This window comes from Streptomyces sp. SBT349 (genome assembly GCF_001083795.1).
Taxonomy (GTDB): domain Bacteria; phylum Actinomycetota; class Actinomycetes; order Streptomycetales; family Streptomycetaceae; genus Streptomyces.
The window spans coordinates 1-18,390 of record NZ_LAVK01000137.1 but is presented as its reverse complement, the minus strand read 5'-3'; the positions used below and the strand labels follow the sequence as shown (position 1 = coordinate 18,390).

Here is an 18,390-nt window from a genome sequence, read left to right as displayed (position 1 = left end):
ACCCGGTCGGCCCGCCCCCGCCCTATGTGATCCGGGCGCACGGCGGGCCGACCGGGTACGCCCCCGTGGTGCTCGACCTGGAGATCGCCTACTTCACCTCGCGCGGCATCGGCGTCGCCGAGGTCGACTACGGCGGCTCCACCGGCTACGGCCGCGCCTACCGCGACCGCCTGAACGGGCAGTGGGGCGTCGTCGACGTCGAGGACTGCGCCGCCGTCGCCCGCGCGCTGGCCGCCGAGAACGCCGCCGACCCCGCCAGGATCGCCATCCGCGGCGGCAGCGCGGGCGGCTGGACCGCCGCCGCCTCGCTGACCTCGCCCGCCGCCGAGGGCCTGTACGCCTGCGCCACCATCCTCTACCCGATCCTCGACCTCACGGACTGGAGCGCCGAGGGCACCCACGACTTCGAGTCCCATTACCTGGAGACGCTGGTCGGACCGCTCGCCGAGGTGCCCGAGCGGTACCGGGAGCGTTCCCCCGCCCTGCACGCCGACCGCATCACCGCCCCGTTCATCCTGCTCCAGGGCCTCGACGACGTGATCTGCCCGCCCGCCCAGGCCGAGCGGCTGCTCACCGCGGTCGCCGGGCGCGGCGTTCCGCACGCCTATCTGGCCTTCCCGGGCGAGGGCCACGGCTTCCGGCGCGCGGCGACCGTGAGGAGTGCCGTCGAGGCGGAGCTGGCCCTCTACCTGACCGCGTTCTCCGTCGAACGCCCCGATGCGCCGGCGCTCGATCTCAGCGGAACGCGTGCCCCCGGCGGATGATCGCCGGGGTGCGCCCCCCGCTCACTCAAATGGCGCAAGATGCCCGTCGGGGAGAGGATGGCTGCGGAGGACGAGACTGACCGAACCGAGGAGGGATGTCATGACCACCGCAGCGGACATCATGAACCCGGGCGCACAGTGGATCCCCGAGATGGAGACGCTCGACCGGGCCGCGCAGCTCATGCGCGAGCTGGACGTCGGTGCCCTGCCCGTGAGCGACGAGAACCAGCGGATGTGCGGCATCGTGACCGACCGCGACATCGTGGTGCACGCGATCGCCGCCGGGCACGACCCCGCCCAGGTCACCGCGGGCGACCTCTGCCGCGGGACCCCGCGCTGGGTCAGCAGCTCGGCGAGCGTCGAGGAGGTGCTCCAGGAGATGGAGACCCACCAGATCCGCAGGCTGCCGGTGATCGACGGCGACAAGAGGCTGGTCGGGATGATCAGCGAGGCGGACCTCGCCCGCTCCCTCACCGACGACCAGATCGCCGAGTTCGTCGGGCACGTGTACGCCTGAGGCGCGCACCGCCGCGGGGCACCCCCGGGGCCGCCGCTCCCCGTGCGGAGCGGCGGCCCCGCTCGCATGCTTGAGGCATGAGCACAGGACCCAGGGCCCCGAAGAACGCCGCCTCGTCGTTCTGGACGCCGACCCGGATCGTGATCGCCGTGGCCGCGGTCGTGACCGTGCTGTTCATCATCGGGAACACGCGCCGCACCAAGGTGCGGCTCCTGGTCCCCGAGGTCACGATGCCGCTCTGGCTGGCGCTGCTCTTCACCCTGGTCATCGGCGCCCTGTGCGGGATGTACCTCGACCGCCGCAAATGACCCCCGCCGCCCACCGTCCGGAGCCCGCAAGGGAGTTCGACCGGGGCGGGGCCCTGTTGTTCCGCGCGTCCCGGCGGTGTTCCATGGGGCCTCACGCAGCCGTCCGGCGGGGGGAGACCCATGGCACGCAGCGCGACGACGATCCGACGTTCCACCGTGACGCTTCCGGTGGCCGCTCTGGGCCCGGAGAACCCGCTGCCCCCGCTGCTGCCGCGGGACGACCCGCACCGGGTCGACGCCCGGCTGCGCGCCACCCTGCCGCCCGACATGGCCCGCCAGGTGGGCTACGCGCCGCTGACCTCCGTGCTGCCGACCCGCCTGCGCGACGGCTATGGCCGCGACCGGGTCATGACCGAGCTCGACACCATCGTGATCGAGAACGACCGGCTGCGCGCGACCGTGCTCCCCGGCTTCGGGGGCCGCGTCCACTCCCTGCACCACAAGCCGACCGGCCGTGACCTGCTGTACACGAACCCGGTCCTCCAGCCGGCGGACTTCGCGCTCAACGGCGCGTGGTTCTCCGGCGGCATCGAGTGGAACATAGGAGCCACCGGGCACACCACGCTCTCCTGCGCGCCGGTGCACGCCGCCGTGCTCCCGGCGCCGGGGGGCGGGCCGCTGCTGCGCCTGTGGGAGTGGGAGCGGCTGCGCGACCTGCCGTTCCAGGTGGACCTGTGGCTGCCCGACGGCTCCGACTTCCTGTATGTCGGCGTCCGCCTGCGCAACCCGCACGACGCCACCGTGCCGGTCTACTGGTGGTCCAACATCGCCGTCCCGGAGACGCCCCGCGGCCGGGTCCTGGTCCCCGCCGAGGAGGCGTGGCACTTCGGCTACGAGCGGAGTCTGAGCCGCATCACCTTCCCCGAGTGGCGCGGCGCCGACCGCAGCTACCCGCTGCACGGCGCCTTCCCCGCGGACTACTTCTACGAGGTGCCCAGGGAGGCGCGGAAGTGGATCGCGGCCGTGGACGAGGAGGGCAACGGCCTGGTCCAGACGTCGACCGCGACGCTGCGCGGCCGGAAGCTGTTCGTGTGGGGCGCGGGTCCCGGCGGGCGGCGCTGGCAGCGCTGGCTGACCGAGGACGGCACCCCCGGGTACGCGGAGATCCAGGCGGGCCTGGCCCGCACCCAGCTGGAGCACGTGCCGCTGGCCGCCGGGGGCGAGGTGAGCTGGCTGGAGGCGTACGGGCCGATCGAGGCCGACCCGTCGGTGACGCACGGCGAGGACTGGGCGGCGGCCCGTTCCCATGCCGAGAAGCGTCTGGCCGCGGCCCTGCCCGAGGCCACGGTGGACGCCGCCTACGGCGAGTGGCTGCCCTTCGCCGACCACGAGCCGGGGGAGGTCCTGCACGCGGGGACCGGCTGGGGCGCCCTGGAGGTGGCCCGTGGCGGGTACGCGCTGCCGGGCACCCCGTTCGAGCCCGCCACGCTCGGCCCCGAGCAGCGGCCGTGGCTGACGCTGCTCGACACCGGACGGCTGCCCGAGGACGGCGGGGCGCTGGAGCGTCCCCCCGGGCCGAGCCTGGTCTCGCCCGCCTGGCGCGAGCGCCTGGAGTGCGCCCCCGGCGGGCCGCACACCGACTACCACCTGGGCGTGGCCCAGTGGCACGCCGGCGACCGGGCGCAGGCGCGGCGCAGCTGGGAACGGTCGCTGGGCGCCGCGTTCTCCCCGTGGACCGCGCGCTGCCTCGCCCTGGCCGAGGCGTGGGGCGGGCACCCGCGCCGCGCCGTGGAGCGCGCGCTGGAGGCAGCGAAGCGCGCGCTCGCCACCGAGGGGGTGGCCCCGGAGGCACTGGCCGCGCTGGCCAGGGACGTGATCCCGGTCCTCCTGGACGCCGACCGCGCCGACCTCGCCCGCCGCGTCTTCGACCGCCTGCCCGCCTCGGTGCGGGCGACGGGCCGGTTCCGTCTGCTGGACGCGCGCATCCTGCTCGCCCTGGGTGACAAGGAGGCCGCCCGCGCCGTCTTCGACGCCGGGTTCGAGGTCGCCGACCTGCGGGAAGGCGACGAGACGCTCAGCGACACCTGGGGCCGCCTGACCGACGACCCGCTCCCCGAGGCGTACGAGTTCCGCATGCGCCCGGCGTGACCCCCCGGCCATCCAGGCGCCGAACGGGCACCAAGCGGGCGGCGCCCGCCGCCCGTTCGGGCAGCCTGTGCCCCCGTCCGCCAGGTCGGGGCCCGTCGAACGGGCATAACCGGGCAGGATCCCGGCGCCGTATCCCCTGTTCAGCGTGCGGAGCCCGGAGTAGAACTCTGCATACGGGCCCAAGCGGGCACCGCGGGCAGGACCGGGTCGGCTACGAGGAGGTACGCCATGACCGCCGAGGAGCGTCAGCGCGCCATCGTCGGGGCCGCCCGCCGGTCCGGGTCGGTCGAGGTCACCCGGCTCGCCCGCGACCTCGGCGTGGCCAAGGAGACCGTACGCCGCGACCTGCGGGTCCTGGAGGCGCACGGGCTGCTGCGGCGCACCCACGGCGGGGCGTACCCGGTGGAGAGCGGCGGCTTCGAGACGACGCTCGCGCTGCGCGCCACCCGGCACGTGCCCGAGAAGCGGCGGATCGCCGCCGCGGCGGCCGAGCTGATCGGCGAGGCGGAGACGATCTTCATCGACGAGGGCTTCACCCCCCAGCTCATCGCCGAGTCCCTGCCCCGCGACCGCTCCCTCACCGTGGTCACCGCCTCGCTGATGATCGCGACCGCGCTGGCCCCGGTCGAGGACTTCACCGTGCTGCTCCTCGGCGGCCGGGTCCGCGGCTCCACGCTGGCGACGGTGGACCACTGGACGGCCAAGATGCTCGCCGGATTCGTCATCGACCTCGGCTTCATCGGCGCCAACGGCATCTCCCGTGAGCACGGCCTGACCACCCCCGACCCGGCCGTCGCCGAGGTGAAGCGGCAGGCGGTCCTCGCCTCCCGGCGCCGGGTGTTCGCCGGGATCCACACCAAGTTCGGGGCCGCGAGCTTCTGCCGCTTCGCGGACGTCCCCGACCTGGACGCGATCGTCACCAGTACCAGCCTCGGCACCGCGGAGGCACACCGCTATTCGCTGCAAGGGCCCCAGGTCATCAGGGTCTGACCCCCGCCCCCGGCAACGCGACATCCAGGAGTTCCCCATGCGTACGAAGAGTCGACTCATGCTGCGTTCCCTCGTCGCCGCGACGGCGTCCGGGGCCCTGCTGGCCTCCTGCGCCGGGGCCGGCGGCTCCGGATCCTCCGGCGGCGGCGACAGCATCAACGTGCTGATGGTCAACAATCCGCAGATGACCCAGCTCCAGGAGCTCACCGCCGAGCACTTCACCGAGGAGACCGGCATCGAGGTCCACTTCACGGTGCTGCCGGAGAACGAGGTCCGCGACAAGATCAGCCAGGACTTCGCCAACCAGTCGGGCCAGTACGACGTGGCCACCATCAGCAACTACGAGACGCCGATCTACTCGGGCAACGAGTGGCTGCACTCACTCGACGAGTACATCGCCGAGGATCCGGACTACGCCGCCGACGACATCCTCGAACCCATCCGGACCTCCCTCACCGGCGAGGACGGGCAGGTCTACGCCCAGCCGTTCTACGGCGAGTCCTCGTTCCTGATGTACCGCACCGACGTGTTCGACGAGCACGGTCTCCAGATGCCGGAACGTCCCACCTGGCAGGAGGTCGCCGAGCTCGCCGCCCAGGTGGACGAGGGCGAGGAGGAGATGAAGGGCATCTGCCTGCGCGGCCTGCCCGGCTGGGGCGAGGTCATCGCCCCGCTGACCACCGTCGTCAACACCTTCGGCGGCACCTGGTTCAGCGCCGACTGGCAGGCCCGGCTCACCGAGCCCGAGTTCGTCGAGGCCACCGAGTTCTATGTGGACCTGGTCCGCGAGCACGGCGAGTCGGGCGCCGCCCAGGCCGGGTACGCCGAGTGCCTGAACAACATGGTCCAGGGCAACACCGCCATGTGGTACGACGCCACCGCGGGCGCCGGGTCCCTGGAGGCGGAGGACTCCCCGGTCCGCGGCTCCATCGGCTACGTGCCCGCGCCCGTCGTGGAGACGGAGTCCTCCGGCTGGCTCTACACGTGGGCCTGGGGCATCCAGCGCGCCTCCGAGAACGCGGACGACGCCTGGGAGTTCATCTCGTGGGCGTCGAGCGCCGAGTACGAGGAACTGGTCGGCGAGACCCTCGGCTGGGAGAACGTGCCCGCGGGCAAGCGGGCCTCCACCTACGAGGACCCGCGGTACCAGGAGGCGGCCGGCGCGTTCTACCAGGTGACGCACGACGCCATCGCCGAGGCCGACCCGGTCGACCCGGGCGTGCAGGAACGGCCCGCCCCCGGCGTCCAGTTCGTCGGCATCCCGGAGTTCGCCGACCTCGGCACCCGCGTCTCCCAGGAGATCAGCGCGGCCATCGCGGGCCGCCAGAGCGTGCAAGAGGCCCTGGAGGCGTCCCAGGCCATGGCGGAAGAGGTGGCCGAGGAGTACCGGAACCGATGAGCACCGTCACCGGAACCGCCCCCGGCGCGGCCCCGCCGCCCGGCACCGGCGGGCGGCGGGTCACCGCCCCGCCCCGCAAGGCCGCGCGTGCCCGGGCCTGGGCGACCAGGGCGCCGCTGCTGCCCGCCCTGATCTTCCTGGTCGTGGTCACCCAACTCCCGTTCGTCGCCACCCTGGTGATCTCGCTGTGGGACTGGAACGCCCTCTATCCCGACGACCGCGCCTTCACCGGGCTCGGCAACTACGAGGCGGTGCTCGGCGACGCCGAGCTGCGCGGTGCGGTCCTCACCACGGCGCTGCTGACCGCCACCGTGGTCCTGGTCAGCCTGCTGCTCGGCCTCGGCCTCGCGCTGCTGCTCGACCGGCGGTTCCGCGGCAGGGGAGTGGTCCGCACCATGACCATCACCCCGTTCCTGCTGGTGCCGGTGGCCGCCGCGCTGCTGTGGAAGCATGTGCTGTTCAACTCCGAGTACGGGCTGTTCAACGGGCTGCTGGCGCGCTTCGGCGACCTGTTCGGCTTCACCGCCCCGCAGCCGGACTGGATCTCCGACATGCCGCTGGCGGCCGTGGAGATGGCCCTGATCTGGCAGTGGACGCCGTTCATGATGCTGATCCTGCTCGCCGGGCTCCAGAGCCGCCCGCTCGAACTGACCGAGGCCGCCCGCATCGACGGCGCCGGGAGCTGGCAGATCTTCCGCTACCTCACCCTGCCGCACCTGCGCCGCTACCTCGAACTCGGGGCGCTGCTCGGCTCGATCTACATCGTCCAGCACTTCGACGCGGTGTACACCATCACCGCGGGGGGCCTGGACACGGCGAACCTGCCGTATGTCGTCTACCAGGAGTTCTACCAGGCGCAGGAGTACGGCGTCGCGTCCGCGGCCGGGGTGCTGGTCGTGATCGGCTCCCTGCTCATCGCGGTCTTCGCGCTGCGCGTGGTGTCCTCCCTCTTCCGCGAGGAGGGCAGCAGGGCATGAGGATCAAGAACCTCTCGCTGACGCTGGGCGCCTGGCTGGCCGGGCTGATCTTCTTCCTCCCGGTGGCCTGGATGGTGCTCACCTCCTTCCACTCGGAGCCCGACGCGGCCAGCAACCCGCCGGCGTTCACCGCGCCGCTCACCCTGGACGGCTACCGCGAGTTCTTCGGCACCTCGGGCGGCGCCAACCCCTGGCCGCCGCTGATCAACTCGCTCACCGCCTCCCTCGCCTCCACGCTGTTCGTGCTGCTGCTGGCGCTGCCCGCCGCCTACGCGCTGACCATCAGGCCGGTGCGCGCCTGGCGCGACGCGCTGTTCTTCTTCCTGTCCACCAAGATGCTGCCGGTGGTCGCCGGGCTGCTGCCGGTCTACCTCTTCGCCCGCGAGGTCGGCCTGCTGGACAACGTCTGGCTGCTGGTCATCCTCTACACCTCGATGAACCTGCCGATCGCCGTGTGGATGCTCCAGTCGTTCCTCGCCGAGGTCCCGGTCTCGGTCATCGAGGCCGCCCAGCTCGACGGGGCCAGGCTCCCCGTGGTGCTGGGCCGCGTGGTCGCGCCCGTGGTGGCGCCCGGGATCGCGGCGACCGCGCTGATCTGCTTCATCTTCAGCTGGAACGAGCTGCTGTTCGCCCGCGTCCTCACCGGCGTCACGGCGGAGACCGCCCCGGCCTTCCTCACCCGTTTCATCACCAGTCAGGGCCTCTTCCTCGCCCAGCTGTCCGCCGCCTCGATCGCCATCTCCCTGCCCGTGCTCGCGGCAGGGTTCGCCGCCCAGGACAAGCTGGTCCAGGGCCTCTCGCTAGGAGCCGTGAAGTGAAAGCCGCCCTCATCGAATCCGTCGGCCGGGTCGCCGTCACCACCGTCCCCGACCCCTCGCCCGGGCCGCGCGAGGTGGTGGTGAAGGTCGCGGCCTGCGGGCTGTGCGGCACCGATCTGCACATCAGGGAGGGCGAGTTCGCGCCCAGCCTGCCCATCGTCCCGGGACACGAGTTCGCCGGTGAGGTCGTCGGGACCGGCCGCGAGGTCACCGAGCTGGCCGTGGGCGACCGGGTGGCCGTCGACCCGTCGCTCTACTGCCACGAGTGCCGCTACTGCCGCTCGGGGCACGCCAACCTCTGCGACCGGTGGGCGGCGATCGGCGTCTCGGTGGCCGGGGGCGCCGCCGAGTACGCGGTGGCGCCCGTCGCCAACTGCGTCAGGCTGCCCGACCACGTCGGCCTCCAGGACGCCGCCCTCATCGAGCCGCTGTCCTGTGCCATCCGCGGCTACGACGTGATGCGCTCCACGCTGGGCGCCCGGGTGCTGATCTACGGCTCGGGCACCATGGGCCTGATGATGCTGGAGCTGGCCAAGCGGACCGGGGCCAGCGGCGTGGACGTCGTGGACCTCAACCCCGACCGGCTGGCCACCGCCTCCACGCTCGGCTGCTCCCGCACGGCCGCGGGCGCCGAGGAACTGGACCGGCCCGAGGGCTGGGACGTGGTCATCGACGCCACCGGCAACGCCGCGGCCATCCAGGACGGCCTGGGCCGGGTCGCCAAGGCCGGGACGTTCCTCCAGTTCGGCGTCTCCGACTACGCGACCCGCGTCACCATCGAGCCGTACAAGATCTACAACCGGGAGATCACCATCACCGGCTCCATGGCCGTGCTGCACAGCTACGAGCGCGCGGCCGACCTGTTCGCCGCGGGCCTGCTCGACCCGGCGGTCTTCATCAGCGACCGGGTGCCGCTGGACGACTACCCGAGGGCGCTCGACCAGTTCGCGGCGGGCGTGGGCCGCAAGATCGTGGTGGTGCCCTGAGCTCCGGTGCCCTGAGCTCACCGGGCGGGTGGCGTCCGGCGTATGGGGGCGAGCGGCTGGACGATGGGCGCGGCGGGAGCGGCTCGGTTGACTGGGGGCATGCCGATTCTCGCCGCTGTCCTCGCCGCCCTGACCATCCTGCTGGCCGGCACCCTCACCGGTGTCTTCTTCTCCTTCTCGACATCCGTGATGCCGGGCCTGGACGCGATCGAGCCGCTCCAGGCCGTCCGCTCGATGCAGAGCATGAACGACAAGATCCTCAACCCGGCGTTCCTGCTCGCCTTCATGGGTGTCCCCGCGGCGGCCCTGGCGACGGGCGTGCTCCTGCTGCTCCTGGGCCACCGGGCGGCCGGGCTCGCGTTCCTCGCCGCGGGCGCCGCCTACGTGCTGGGCGCGTTCCTGCCCACCATGGCCGTCAACGTCCCGATGAACGACGTGCTCGTCGCCGCGGGCACCCCCGACAGCGCCGAGCACGCGGCGGCGCTGTGGGCCGACTTCTCGCCAGGCTGGACCCGGTGGAACCACCTGCGCGCCGTCGCCTCGGGCCTGTCGGTGCTGCTGGCCGCACTCGGCCTCTACCTCTGGGCCCGGGACCGCTGAACGGGCCGGGGCCGTTCAACGGTGCGGGGTCGCTGGACGGTGTGCCGCGCGGCTGGGTCAGGGGCGGCAGAGTGCCTCGCCGTGCAGGACCGTGAACCACCCGTCGGGCCTCTCGCCCCAGGCCCGCCACGCCGCGGCGAGCCCGGCCAGGTCCCCGGGCGTGGCGTGGCCCCCGTCCACCGCCCGGCGGGCGAACGCCGACGCCGTCGAGCGCTCCGCCCAGCTCTCGCTCCACCAGGCCCGGTCCTCGGGCGAGGAGAAGCACCAGACCGAGGCCGTGGCCGTGACCTCGGCGAACCCGGCCCGCCTCGCCCAGGAGGACACGCGGCGGCCCGCGTCCGGCTCGCCGCCGTTCTCCGTGGCCACCCGCCGGTACAGCGCCTGCCACTCGTCGAGCCCCGGCACCCGCGGGTACCAGGTCATCGCCGCGTAGTCCGACTCCCGCACCGCCACCACGCCGCCGGGCCGGCAGACGCGGCCCATCTCGCGCAGCGCCCCCACCGGGTCGGTGACGTGCTGGAGCACCTGGTGGGCGTGGACCACGTCGAACGACGCGTCGGGCAGGTCGAGCGCGTGCACGTCGCCCACCCGGAAGTCCACCCCCTCGACGCCGCGCCCCTCGACCGTGGCCCTCGCCTCCTGGAGGATCCCCGGCGCGTGGTCCAGGGCCGTGACCGCGCCGGGCGCCACCCGTTCCGCCAGGTCCGCGGTGAGGGTGCCGGGGCCGCAGCCCACGTCCAGCAGGGAGAGGCCGGGGCGCAGCCTCGGCAGCAGATGGGCGGCGGAGTTCTCCGCGGTGCGCCAGCGGTGGGAGCGCAGCACCGACTCGTGGTGCCCGTGGGTGTATATCGCGTCCGGCATGCCGCCACCCTGCCCTCGTCTCGCATCCTGATCAAGACCGTTTCACGATGCGGGCGCGTTCACCGGATCGGCCCAGCGCGCCACGCCGCCGGATGGCCCCGGCACGCGCCCGTGCTGGGCTGGAAGGACCGTGCCGGAGGACCGGGTGAGGAGGTGCCATGACCGAGGGCCTCACCACGCCGCGCCCGCTCTTCGAGCGGCGCTCCTGGCCGCGCAGCTTCGCCGACCGGCTCACCGCGCCGCTGCCCGGCATGCGGACCCTCTTCGTCGCGGCCCGCCGGGGCGCCCTGCGGCCCACCGCGGCCGAGCTGCGCGAGACGGCGGGGCTGCCGTTCGCCCCGGGGCCGCTGCCCCCGGCCGGCGCGGGCACCGTCTCCCTCACCTGGGCGGGGCACGCCAGCTCGGTGGTGCGCGTCGGCGGCCTGACCGTGCTCACCGACCCCGTCTGGTCCCGGAAGATCTTCGCCACCCCGGCCCGCCTCACGCCCGTCGGCGTGGCCTGGAAGGACCTGCCGCCGGTGGACGCCGTGGTCATCTCCCACAACCACTACGACCACCTCGACGCGCCCACCCTCGGGCGGCTGCCGCGCACCACGGCGCTCTTCGTCCCGGCCGGGCTCGGCGGCTGGTGCCGGCGGCGCGGCTTCACCCGCGTCACCGAGCTCGACTGGTGGGAGGCGGCGGAGCTGCCGGCGCCCGGCGGGCCCGTGCGGTTCGACTTCGTCCCCGCCCACCACTGGTCCAAGCGGACGTTCACCGACACCTGCCGCTCGCTGTGGGGCGGCTGGGTCCTCACCGACCCGGCCGGGCGGCGCCTGTACTTCGCGGGGGACACCGGCTACGGCCACTGGTTCACGGAGATCGGCGCCCGTTACCCCGGGATCGACCTGGCGCTGATGCCCATCGGCGCCTACGACCCGCCCTGGCTCCAGCAGTCCGTCCACACCGATCCGGAGGAGGCCGTGCGCGCCTGCCGCGAGGTCGGCGCGCCGCGGATGGCCCCGATGCACTGGGCGACCTTCCTGCTGTCCGCCGAGCCCCCGTCCGAACCGCTGGTCAGGACCCGCGCCGCCTGGCGGTCGGCGGGCCTGCCGGCGGCCGACCTGTGGGACCTCCCGATCGGCGGCTCCCGCGTGCTGGACGGCGGGCCCTGAGGGCGCCCGCAGCCCCCCCGCCGGCGGCTCATCCCTGGTTCGACTCGGGGGCGGGCCGTTCGGGCGTGGGCCGCTCGGGGGTCCTGGCGCGGGCGCGGGTGCGGCGGACATGGCTCCAGACCGTGGGAACGGCGGCGATCAGCGCGGTGAGGACCACGGCCGCGACCACGCCCTGCCAGGGGTGCGGGAACAGCGCGCCGCCCAGCGTGCCGAGGAGCTGGTAGGTCGCGGCCCAGCACAGCACCGCGGGAACGTTCCCCCGCAGGTAGTCCCGCAGGGGCATGGGGGCCAGCAGGCAGGCCAGCATCGTGGGCAGCCGCCCCGCCGGGACCTGCCGGGAGATCACCAGCACCGCGGTGCCGTGGCGCTCCAGGTTCCGCTCGGCGCGTGCCAGCCGGTCGGGCGCCACATGGCGGCGCATCCGGTCCAGCCAGCGGGAGGCGCCCCGCGCCCGCGTGCCCCGCAGGCCCAGCCAGTACAGCAGGGCGTCGCCGAGGTAGGCGGCCGTCGTCGCCACCACGAACACGATGAGCGAGGCGAGCACCGGGCTGTGGTGGTGGACCGCCACCGCGGCCGACGTGCTGACCAGCGCCCCCGTCGGGACCACCGGCACCAGCGACCCCAGCAGCACCAGCAGGAACAGCGTCGGGTAGCCGATCGCGTGCTGCGTCGACTCGGGGTCCAGCGCCAGCGACACCACCAGCGCGCGGTCGGCGCACGCGGCGGCCGTCGTCACCCGGCCACCGCCGGGCGCACGCTCTGCCCGTGCCCGAGGAGGTGCACCCGCACGCCGGGCGCGAGCCGCGCCGCGCACCGCACGAACTCGTCGCCCGGTGAGAAGAACTCGTGCGGGCGCACCGCGCCCATGCCCACCGGCCAGTACGTCCCGTAGTGCAGGGGAACGGCGCTGACCGGCCGCAGCCGCGTCAGCGCCTGCGCCGCCCGCTCCGCGTCGAGGTGGCCGTGCCCCAGCCGCGGGCCCCAGCCGCCGACCGGCAGCAGCGCGGTGTCCACGGGCCCCGTCTCCCGCTCCATCGACGCGTACAGATCCGTGTCGCCCGCGTAGTACGTCCGGGCCTCGCCCTCCACCACATAGCCGAGCGCGCGCACGCGGCGCGGCCAGAACGGCAGCCACCGCCCGTCGTGCACGGCGGGCACCGGCCGCACGGTCACGCGCCCCACCCGGACCGTGTCCCCGGCCTCCACCTCGCGGACGTCGAACCGCGAGGCCACCCGCCGCAGTCCCGGCACCGCCGCCGACGCCCCGCGCGGCAGCACCAGCCGGGTGCCCGCGGCCAGCCGGGAGAGCGAGGGCAGGTGCAGGTGGTCGGGGTGCAGATGGGAGATCAGGACCACGTCGGCCCGCCTCGCCGCCGGGGGCGGCAGGGCCCCGCGCCGCCGCCTCAGATGCCCGCACCGCCGGGTGAAGAGCGGATCGGTGAGCACGGTGGTGCCGGAGTCCCGCAGGGTCGCGGTGGCATGACCCCACCAGGTGATCTCCACCGGCACGAGGAACTCCTTCCGGCTCTTCGTACGCTTTCACCCAGGATGCCAGGTGCCGGTCAGGAAGAATTGCGTCTCCGGACGGAAGGTGGGTCGATACGGTTGACCGGATGGCGGAACGCCGGGCGCGCCGCGCTGCGCGTGCTCGCCGTGTGGGCGGTCTCGACCGTCACCATGGCCGCGCTGGCCCTCGCGCTGCCGGACTTCAGGATCCAGGCGCCCGACGGCGAGAGCTTCACGCACACCGGCCGGACAGCCGTCCTGGGCGCGGGCGCGTTCGGCCTGCTGAGCGCGCTGGTGTGGCCCTGGCTGGTCCGCGCGCTGCTGCTGGTGCCCGCCGTCGCGCTCGGCTCGCTGGTCTTCCTGCTCAACGGGTCGCTCCTGTGGATCGCGCTGAGCGCCGTCCCCGACAGCCACAGCGAGGCGGGTCCCGTCACGGCGGTCGTGGTGGCGGCCGTGATGTCCGTCGCCGCCTCCACCACCAGCACCTTCCTGGCCCTGCGCGACCCCGGCGCGCAGGGACGGCGCCTGCGCCGCATGGCGGGCTGGCGCACGACCCGTGCCGCCCCCGCGCCCCAGGCGCACACCCCCGGCATCGTCTTCCTCCAACTCGACGGCATCGGCCACGACGTGCTCGCCGAGGCCATCGCGGGTCAGAGCCCGGTCATGCCCACGGTCGCCTCCCTGCACGCCGGAAGCCACCGGCTCACCGCCTGGGAGACCGACTGGTCCAGCCAGACCGGCGCCGTCCAACTCGCCCTGCTCCACGGAAGCAACGAGGACGTCCCCGCCTTCCGCTGGTACGAGAAGGAGACCGGCGAGGTCATCATCAGCAACCGGCCCTCCAGCGCCGCCGAGCTCCAGCGCCGGGCCGTCGCCCGCACCGGCGACCCCGGGCTGCTCTCCCACGACGGCGCCAGCCGGGGGAACCTGTTCACCGGCGGCGCCGCGCAGGCCGCGCTCGTCCTGTCCGTCGCCGCGCGCCGGGGGCGCGGGCGGCGCTCGCGCGCGGGGTACTTCGCGTACTTCTCCGATCCGGCGCGCGCCTCGCGCACCGCCGCCTCGTTCACCGGGGAGATCGTCCGCGAGATCGGCCAGTCGCTGGGTGCCCGGCTGCGCGGCGAGCGCCCCCGCGTCGCCCGCGGCGGTCTCTACCCGTTCATCCGGGCCTTCGCCACCGTCGTGCAGCGGGACGTGGTCACCGCCGTCGTCGTCGGCGACATCCTCACCGGGCGCACCACCGTCTACGCGGACCTGGTCGCCTACGACGAGGTCGCCCACCACTCGGGACCCTACGGCCGCGACACCCGGCAGGTGCTCGCCAGCCTGGACCGCTGCGTCGAGGTGATCGCCAGGGCCACCGCCTACGCGCCCCGCCCGTACCATCTGGTGCTCCTCTCCGACCACGGGCAGAGCCACGGCGAGACCTTCGAGTCGGCCTTCGGCCACTCGCTCGAACAGCTGGTGCGCACCGGCGCGGGGCGCCCCGTGCGCCGGACCAGGCGCCGGCGTGAGAGCGGCGCGGAGGCGCGCGGGGTGGCGCGCGCCGCGTTCCACCGCCCAGAGGCGCCGCCGGAGCCGCCGACACCCCCCGGGGAGGAGGCGGGGCGCGGCACCGCGCCCGTGGTCCTCGCCTCGGGAAACCTGGGTCTGATCTCCTTCCCCGACCTGCCGGGCCGCGCCGGACGCGGAGACGTCGAACGCCGCTACCCCTCCCTGCTGCCCATCCTCAGGGACCACCCCGGCATCGGCTTCGTGCTGGTCCGCGACGAGCGGCACGGCCCGGTCGTCCTGGGAGCCGACGGCGCCGAACACCGGCTCGGCACCGGCGAGATCATCGGCCGCGACCCGCTCGCGCCGTTCGGCCCCCGCGCCGCGGCGGCCGTCCGCAGGACGGCGGCGTTCCCCCACGCGGCCGACCTCATGGTCAACTCCTCGGTGGACCCCGACACCGGCGAGGTGCACGCCTTCGAGGAGCAGATCGGCTCCCACGGCGGCCTCGGCGGCCCCCAGAACCGCGCCTTCCTCCTGTCGCCGCGCACCCTCTCCCCGCCCCCGTCGGGCACGGCGGGCGCCGAGGCCGTCCACCGCGTGCTCCGCCGCTGGCAGCGGGAGGCTGCGGCGCAGCCCGCCCGCCACAGCGACGAGCCCGCCCCCACGCGGGGATAGGGGCGTGGTCCCGGAACGCCGCGGACGGTGTGGACGAGACGGGCGGGGAGGAGGAGAGTTGCGACGTTGCACGGGACACGACAACTTCTCTCCGACGTGAGGACGCACCCATGATGCGGTCACGGCTCCTTCCCGCTTCCTCCACGGCCGTCCTGGCCCTGGTGGCCACCGGACTCGCCGCCTCCCCCGCCGCCGCCCAGGGCTCCACGACGGTCGGCGCCGACTGGGGCGCGCAGTCCCTCGTGTTCGAGGACGGCGGGGGGCAGGCCAACGACCTCCACGTCTTCCCCATGGACACGGGCCCGGAGGTCCGGCGGGTCGGCTTCACGGATCTGGTGCCGCTCGTCCCGGGCGAGCACTGCACGCACCCCGACCCGGCGGACGAGACGTTCGTGGCCTGCGAGTTGCCCGTGGACAGCGGTCGGCCGGACGACATCCGCATCTTCCTCGGGGACGGCGAGGACGGGGTCGTCACCAGCGACCCGGGCGTCACCGTCGTCGACGGCGGCCGGGGCGACGACGAGCTGCACGCCCACACGGCGCGCCTGGCGATGGGCGGCGAGGGCGACGACATGGTGATGGCCGACGTCGTCCTGATGGGCGGCGAGGGCATGGACCACCTGATGGGCGACCCCACGGACCAGGTGTTCCACGGCGGGGGCGGCGACGACATGATCGAGGCGTGGGACGGCAGGGACATCGTCCACGGCAGCTCGGGCGACGACGAGATCTCCGGCGGCGAGGGCGACGACCTCCTCTTCGGCGGGCACGGCGACGACGTCATCACCGGCGGGGGCGGCAGGGACCTCGTCCACGGCGGGCACGGCAACGACCAGGTCACTCAGTAGGCCCCCGGCGAGCGCGTCCGGCGGCGCGGGTCCGCGGGGTGTAGAACGGCATGACGCCGTCTTCCCGGCGTGAGCCGCCGGGCGCCCTTCCCGGTGGAAGGACCGACCGACAGGAGAACCGCCCATGGCACCGCGGAAGCTGACCGGGGACCAGATCGCCGAGGCGCTGGAGTCGCTGCCCGGCTGGGCGGTCGAGGACGACCGGCTGGTGCGGAACTACGGCCTGCCCAGCCACCTGGCCGCCGTGGCCCTGCTGGTGCAGATCGCCACCTTCCAGGAGGACCTCGACCACCACGCCGACCTGGCCCTCGTCTACAACCGGCTCGGCGTCTCGGTGAGCACGCACAGCGTCGGCGGCAAGGTCACCGAGCTCGACGTGGAGCTGGCCCGCCGCATCGAGGCCGTCGCCCCGGCCCACTCGGCGACCTGATGCCCTGATGCCGCGTGCCCGGGTGCCGCGTGCCCGGGTGCCGCGGGCGGTCCCGGGCGGCCCCCGTGGGTCAGAGGTGGGCCAGCAGGCGGTCCAACGGCCGTGGTACCCGGGTGGGTTCCAGGTGCTCGACGAGCGCGTGCGCGTACTGGGCCTTGCGCCCGCTGAGGGTGCCCATGAAGCGCCGGAGCTGCTGCTCGACGGCCCGTTCCCGCTGTGCGGGCTGGTTCTGGAAGGTGCGGAACGGGCGCAGGTCGCCCTGGGCCTCGACCACCCGGCGCACGGCCTCGGCCCCGAGGGAGCGGATCAGCTCGTCCTCCAGGTCGGCGACACACACGTAGAAACCGAGCGGCTCCAGGTCCGCGCGGGTGAGGCCGGAGCCGAGGCCGACGCGCTCCAGACCCCGTTGGAAGAAGCGTTCCTCCCCGGCGTCGCACAGGCCCGCCAGACCGACGTCGAGTCCCGCCGGGCCGCACAGGTCCAGGAACCTCCCGATGCTCGTCACGCCGCCGAGCGGCACGACCGCGATGCCCTCGGCGTCGAGGTTCCGGCCGCGCCGGACGGCCAGCGCCTCCAGCGCGACCCGGTCACTGCCCCCCTCGACGAACACGACCGTACGCAGGCCGACGCCCGCGGCCAGCTCGCAGGCGGCCGTGGCGGCGGCGGAGGCCCGCGCGCCGCCGGCCGCCCCCGCGACGATCGCCGAGCGGAGCCGTTCCATCTCGTTCACGAGCCCGCCACCCGCGACTCGGGGGGCGCGGCGCGGTGGAACGGTCCGCCGGTGCCGAAGGCCAGGGCGGCGAAGCGCTCGCCGATGCGGTGGTGGGTGGCGGCGTCCGGGTGGAGCCGGTCGGGCAGCGGCAGCTCGGCGTGGTCCGCCTCGCCGTAGAGCTCGCGGCCGTCGAGCTGGTGCAGGTTCGGGTCCTCGGCCGCCCGAAGCGTCACGATGCGGTCCAGTTCGTCCCGGATGACGGTGAGCGTCAGCTTCCCGCCGGCCCGTTCACCGGGATCACCCGTGGCCCGGAACAGGAGCCTGCCCGCGCCGAGGTCGCCGAGGTCGGGGGCGCTGGGTCCCGGGGTGTGCTCGTGGATGGGGCACAGGAGGGGGGAGACGACCAGCAGCGGGGTGGTCGGGTGCCCCTCGCGGATGGTGTCGAGGAAGCCGTGGACCGCCGGGATGAAGGCGCGCAGGCGCATGAGGTCGGCGTTGACCAGGTTGATGCCGATCTTGACGCTGATCAGGTCCGCCGGGGTGTCCCGCAGGGCGCGGGCGGTGAACGGGTCGAGCAGGGCGCCGCCGCCCAGGCCGAGGTTGATCAGCTCCACACCGCCGAGGGCCGCGGCCAGCGCGGGCCACGTCGTGGTGGGGCTCGCGGCGCCCGAGCCCTGGCTGATCGAGCTGCCGTGGTGCAGCCACACGCGGCGGCCCGCCTGCGGCGCGGCCTCGACGGGGGCGTCGGTGCGCAGGGCGATCAGCCGGGTGGTCTCGTTGTGGGGCAGCCAGATCTCGACGTCCTTCACCCGGTCGGGCAGGCCGGGGAACCGGACCGTGCCGACCGGACCCGGCCGCGTCTCGGCGGACCCGGTGGCCATGTCCACCATGAGGACCTCGCCGCCGGTCGCGACGGCCCGCCCGGCCGGGCGGCCGTCGACGCGCAGGTCGTAGACGCCGTCCGGGCGGGGCGGGGCGCCCCGGTAGGCCATCCTGGTGCGGAGCGCGTCCAGCTCGACGGCGGTGGCCCGGGTGCGGAACGCCAGCCGCACGCCCGAGGGCTGGGACTCCGCCATGGCCAGCTGCCCGTCGGCGCCCCGCGCGAGGGCGCGGGCGGGCAGCCGGTGCGGCAGCAGCCCCTGCTCGGTGCGTTCCACGTCGAGCGCGCCGCGCAGGAGGTCGGCGGTGACCGGCGTGGTGATCCACTCCGCCGCCCGGGGTGCGGCGGAGGAGCCGGGGACGGGGTCGTGCGTGGGGCCCATGGGG

At 74.4% G+C, this 18,390-nt stretch carries 19 protein-coding genes; 14 read left to right on the top strand and 5 right to left on the bottom strand.

The genetic code is table 11. The features are described 5' to 3' along the window. The 10 genes from ADY01_RS18290 to ADY01_RS18245 all read left to right on the top strand — a co-directional run. On the top strand, positions 1-764 hold a 764-nt coding region (locus ADY01_RS18290; RefSeq protein ID WP_049574288.1), incomplete at its 5' end, for a prolyl oligopeptidase family serine peptidase. A gap of 100 nt (positions 765-864) precedes the next feature. Next, positions 865-1,281, top strand: coding sequence for a CBS domain-containing protein (locus ADY01_RS18285; RefSeq protein WP_049574281.1), 417 nt, complete (start codon positions 865-867; stop codon positions 1,279-1,281). A gap of 77 nt (positions 1,282-1,358) precedes the next feature. Beyond that, on the top strand, positions 1,359-1,589 hold the full coding sequence (locus ADY01_RS18280; RefSeq protein ID WP_049574278.1) for a LapA family protein: 231 nt from the start codon (positions 1,359-1,361) through the stop codon (positions 1,587-1,589). 120 nt (positions 1,590-1,709) lie between these two features. Next, positions 1,710-3,677: a DUF5107 domain-containing protein gene (locus tag ADY01_RS18275; RefSeq protein WP_049574275.1), complete on the top strand. Its 1,968-nt coding sequence runs from the start codon at positions 1,710-1,712 to the stop codon at positions 3,675-3,677. 228 nt (positions 3,678-3,905) lie between these two features. Then, positions 3,906-4,667, top strand: a complete 762-nt coding sequence (locus tag ADY01_RS18270) for a DeoR/GlpR family DNA-binding transcription regulator (protein ID WP_049574271.1) — start codon at positions 3,906-3,908, stop codon at positions 4,665-4,667. Between the two features lie 37 nt (positions 4,668-4,704). Next, the gene (locus tag ADY01_RS18265) at positions 4,705-6,066 is read left to right on the top strand and encodes an ABC transporter substrate-binding protein (RefSeq protein WP_049574268.1); all 1,362 of its coding nucleotides are present in this window, start codon (positions 4,705-4,707) and stop codon (positions 6,064-6,066) included. Then, entirely contained in the window at positions 6,063-7,043 is a 981-nt protein-coding gene (locus ADY01_RS18260; protein ID WP_049574265.1) for a carbohydrate ABC transporter permease, read from the top strand. Before ADY01_RS18265 ends, ADY01_RS18260 begins: the two co-directional genes overlap by 4 nt. Next, positions 7,040-7,861, top strand: coding sequence for a carbohydrate ABC transporter permease (locus tag ADY01_RS18255; RefSeq protein ID WP_049574262.1), 822 nt, complete (start codon positions 7,040-7,042; stop codon positions 7,859-7,861). The genes ADY01_RS18260 and ADY01_RS18255 overlap by 4 nt, the downstream gene beginning before the upstream one ends. After that, entirely contained in the window at positions 7,858-8,847 is a 990-nt protein-coding gene (locus ADY01_RS18250; RefSeq protein WP_049574260.1) for a zinc-dependent alcohol dehydrogenase family protein, read from the top strand. Before ADY01_RS18255 ends, ADY01_RS18250 begins: the two co-directional genes overlap by 4 nt. Before the next feature lie 99 nt (positions 8,848-8,946). Continuing rightward, entirely contained in the window at positions 8,947-9,447 is a 501-nt protein-coding gene (locus ADY01_RS18245) for a DUF1772 domain-containing protein (RefSeq protein ID WP_049574257.1), read from the top strand. A gap of 57 nt (positions 9,448-9,504) precedes the next feature. Here the strand turns inward: ADY01_RS18245 and ADY01_RS18240 are convergent, their stop codons facing one another. Further along, a complete protein-coding gene (locus ADY01_RS18240; protein WP_049574254.1) occupies positions 9,505-10,308 on the bottom strand; it encodes a class I SAM-dependent methyltransferase in 804 nt (267 codons plus the stop codon). Positions 10,309-10,466: 158 nt separating this feature from the next. Between ADY01_RS18240 and ADY01_RS18235 the strand changes: the two genes are divergently transcribed. Next, complete coding sequence (locus tag ADY01_RS18235) at positions 10,467-11,462, top strand: MBL fold metallo-hydrolase (RefSeq protein ID WP_049574252.1); 996 nt, start codon at positions 10,467-10,469, stop codon at positions 11,460-11,462. A gap of 28 nt (positions 11,463-11,490) precedes the next feature. Here ADY01_RS18235 and ADY01_RS18230 read toward each other — a convergent pair whose 3' ends face one another. Both ADY01_RS18230 and ADY01_RS18225 read right to left on the bottom strand, forming a co-directional pair. Then, positions 11,491-12,198, bottom strand: coding sequence for a DedA family protein (locus ADY01_RS18230; protein WP_234320295.1), 708 nt, complete (start codon positions 12,196-12,198; stop codon positions 11,491-11,493). Beyond that, complete coding sequence (locus ADY01_RS18225; protein WP_049574249.1) at positions 12,195-12,971, bottom strand: MBL fold metallo-hydrolase; 777 nt, start codon at positions 12,969-12,971, stop codon at positions 12,195-12,197. Before ADY01_RS18225 ends, ADY01_RS18230 begins: the two co-directional genes overlap by 4 nt. A 39-nt stretch (positions 12,972-13,010) precedes the next feature. Between ADY01_RS18225 and ADY01_RS18220 the strand changes: the two genes are divergently transcribed. From ADY01_RS18220 to ADY01_RS18210, 3 genes are all read left to right on the top strand, one after another. Beyond that, complete coding sequence (locus ADY01_RS18220) at positions 13,011-15,134, top strand: phage holin family protein (RefSeq protein WP_049574247.1); 2,124 nt, start codon at positions 13,011-13,013, stop codon at positions 15,132-15,134. A 110-nt stretch (positions 15,135-15,244) separates the two neighbouring features. After that, on the top strand, positions 15,245-15,982 hold the full coding sequence (locus tag ADY01_RS18215; RefSeq protein WP_049574242.1) for a calcium-binding protein: 738 nt from the start codon (positions 15,245-15,247) through the stop codon (positions 15,980-15,982). A 124-nt stretch (positions 15,983-16,106) separates the two neighbouring features. Continuing rightward, a complete protein-coding gene (locus tag ADY01_RS18210; protein WP_049574239.1) occupies positions 16,107-16,412 on the top strand; it encodes a 4a-hydroxytetrahydrobiopterin dehydratase in 306 nt (101 codons plus the stop codon). 70 nt (positions 16,413-16,482) lie between these two features. On the opposite strand, the gene ADY01_RS18205 is transcribed toward ADY01_RS18210, so the two are convergent. Both ADY01_RS18205 and ADY01_RS18200 read right to left on the bottom strand, forming a co-directional pair. Beyond that, a complete protein-coding gene (locus ADY01_RS18205) occupies positions 16,483-17,133 on the bottom strand; it encodes a TOPRIM nucleotidyl transferase/hydrolase domain-containing protein (protein WP_420715722.1) in 651 nt (216 codons plus the stop codon). A gap of 5 nt (positions 17,134-17,138) precedes the next feature. After that, the gene (locus ADY01_RS18200; protein WP_049574233.1) at positions 17,139-18,386 is read right to left on the bottom strand and encodes an SGNH/GDSL hydrolase family protein; all 1,248 of its coding nucleotides are present in this window, start codon (positions 18,384-18,386) and stop codon (positions 17,139-17,141) included. Positions 18,387-18,390 lie beyond the last annotated feature (4 nt).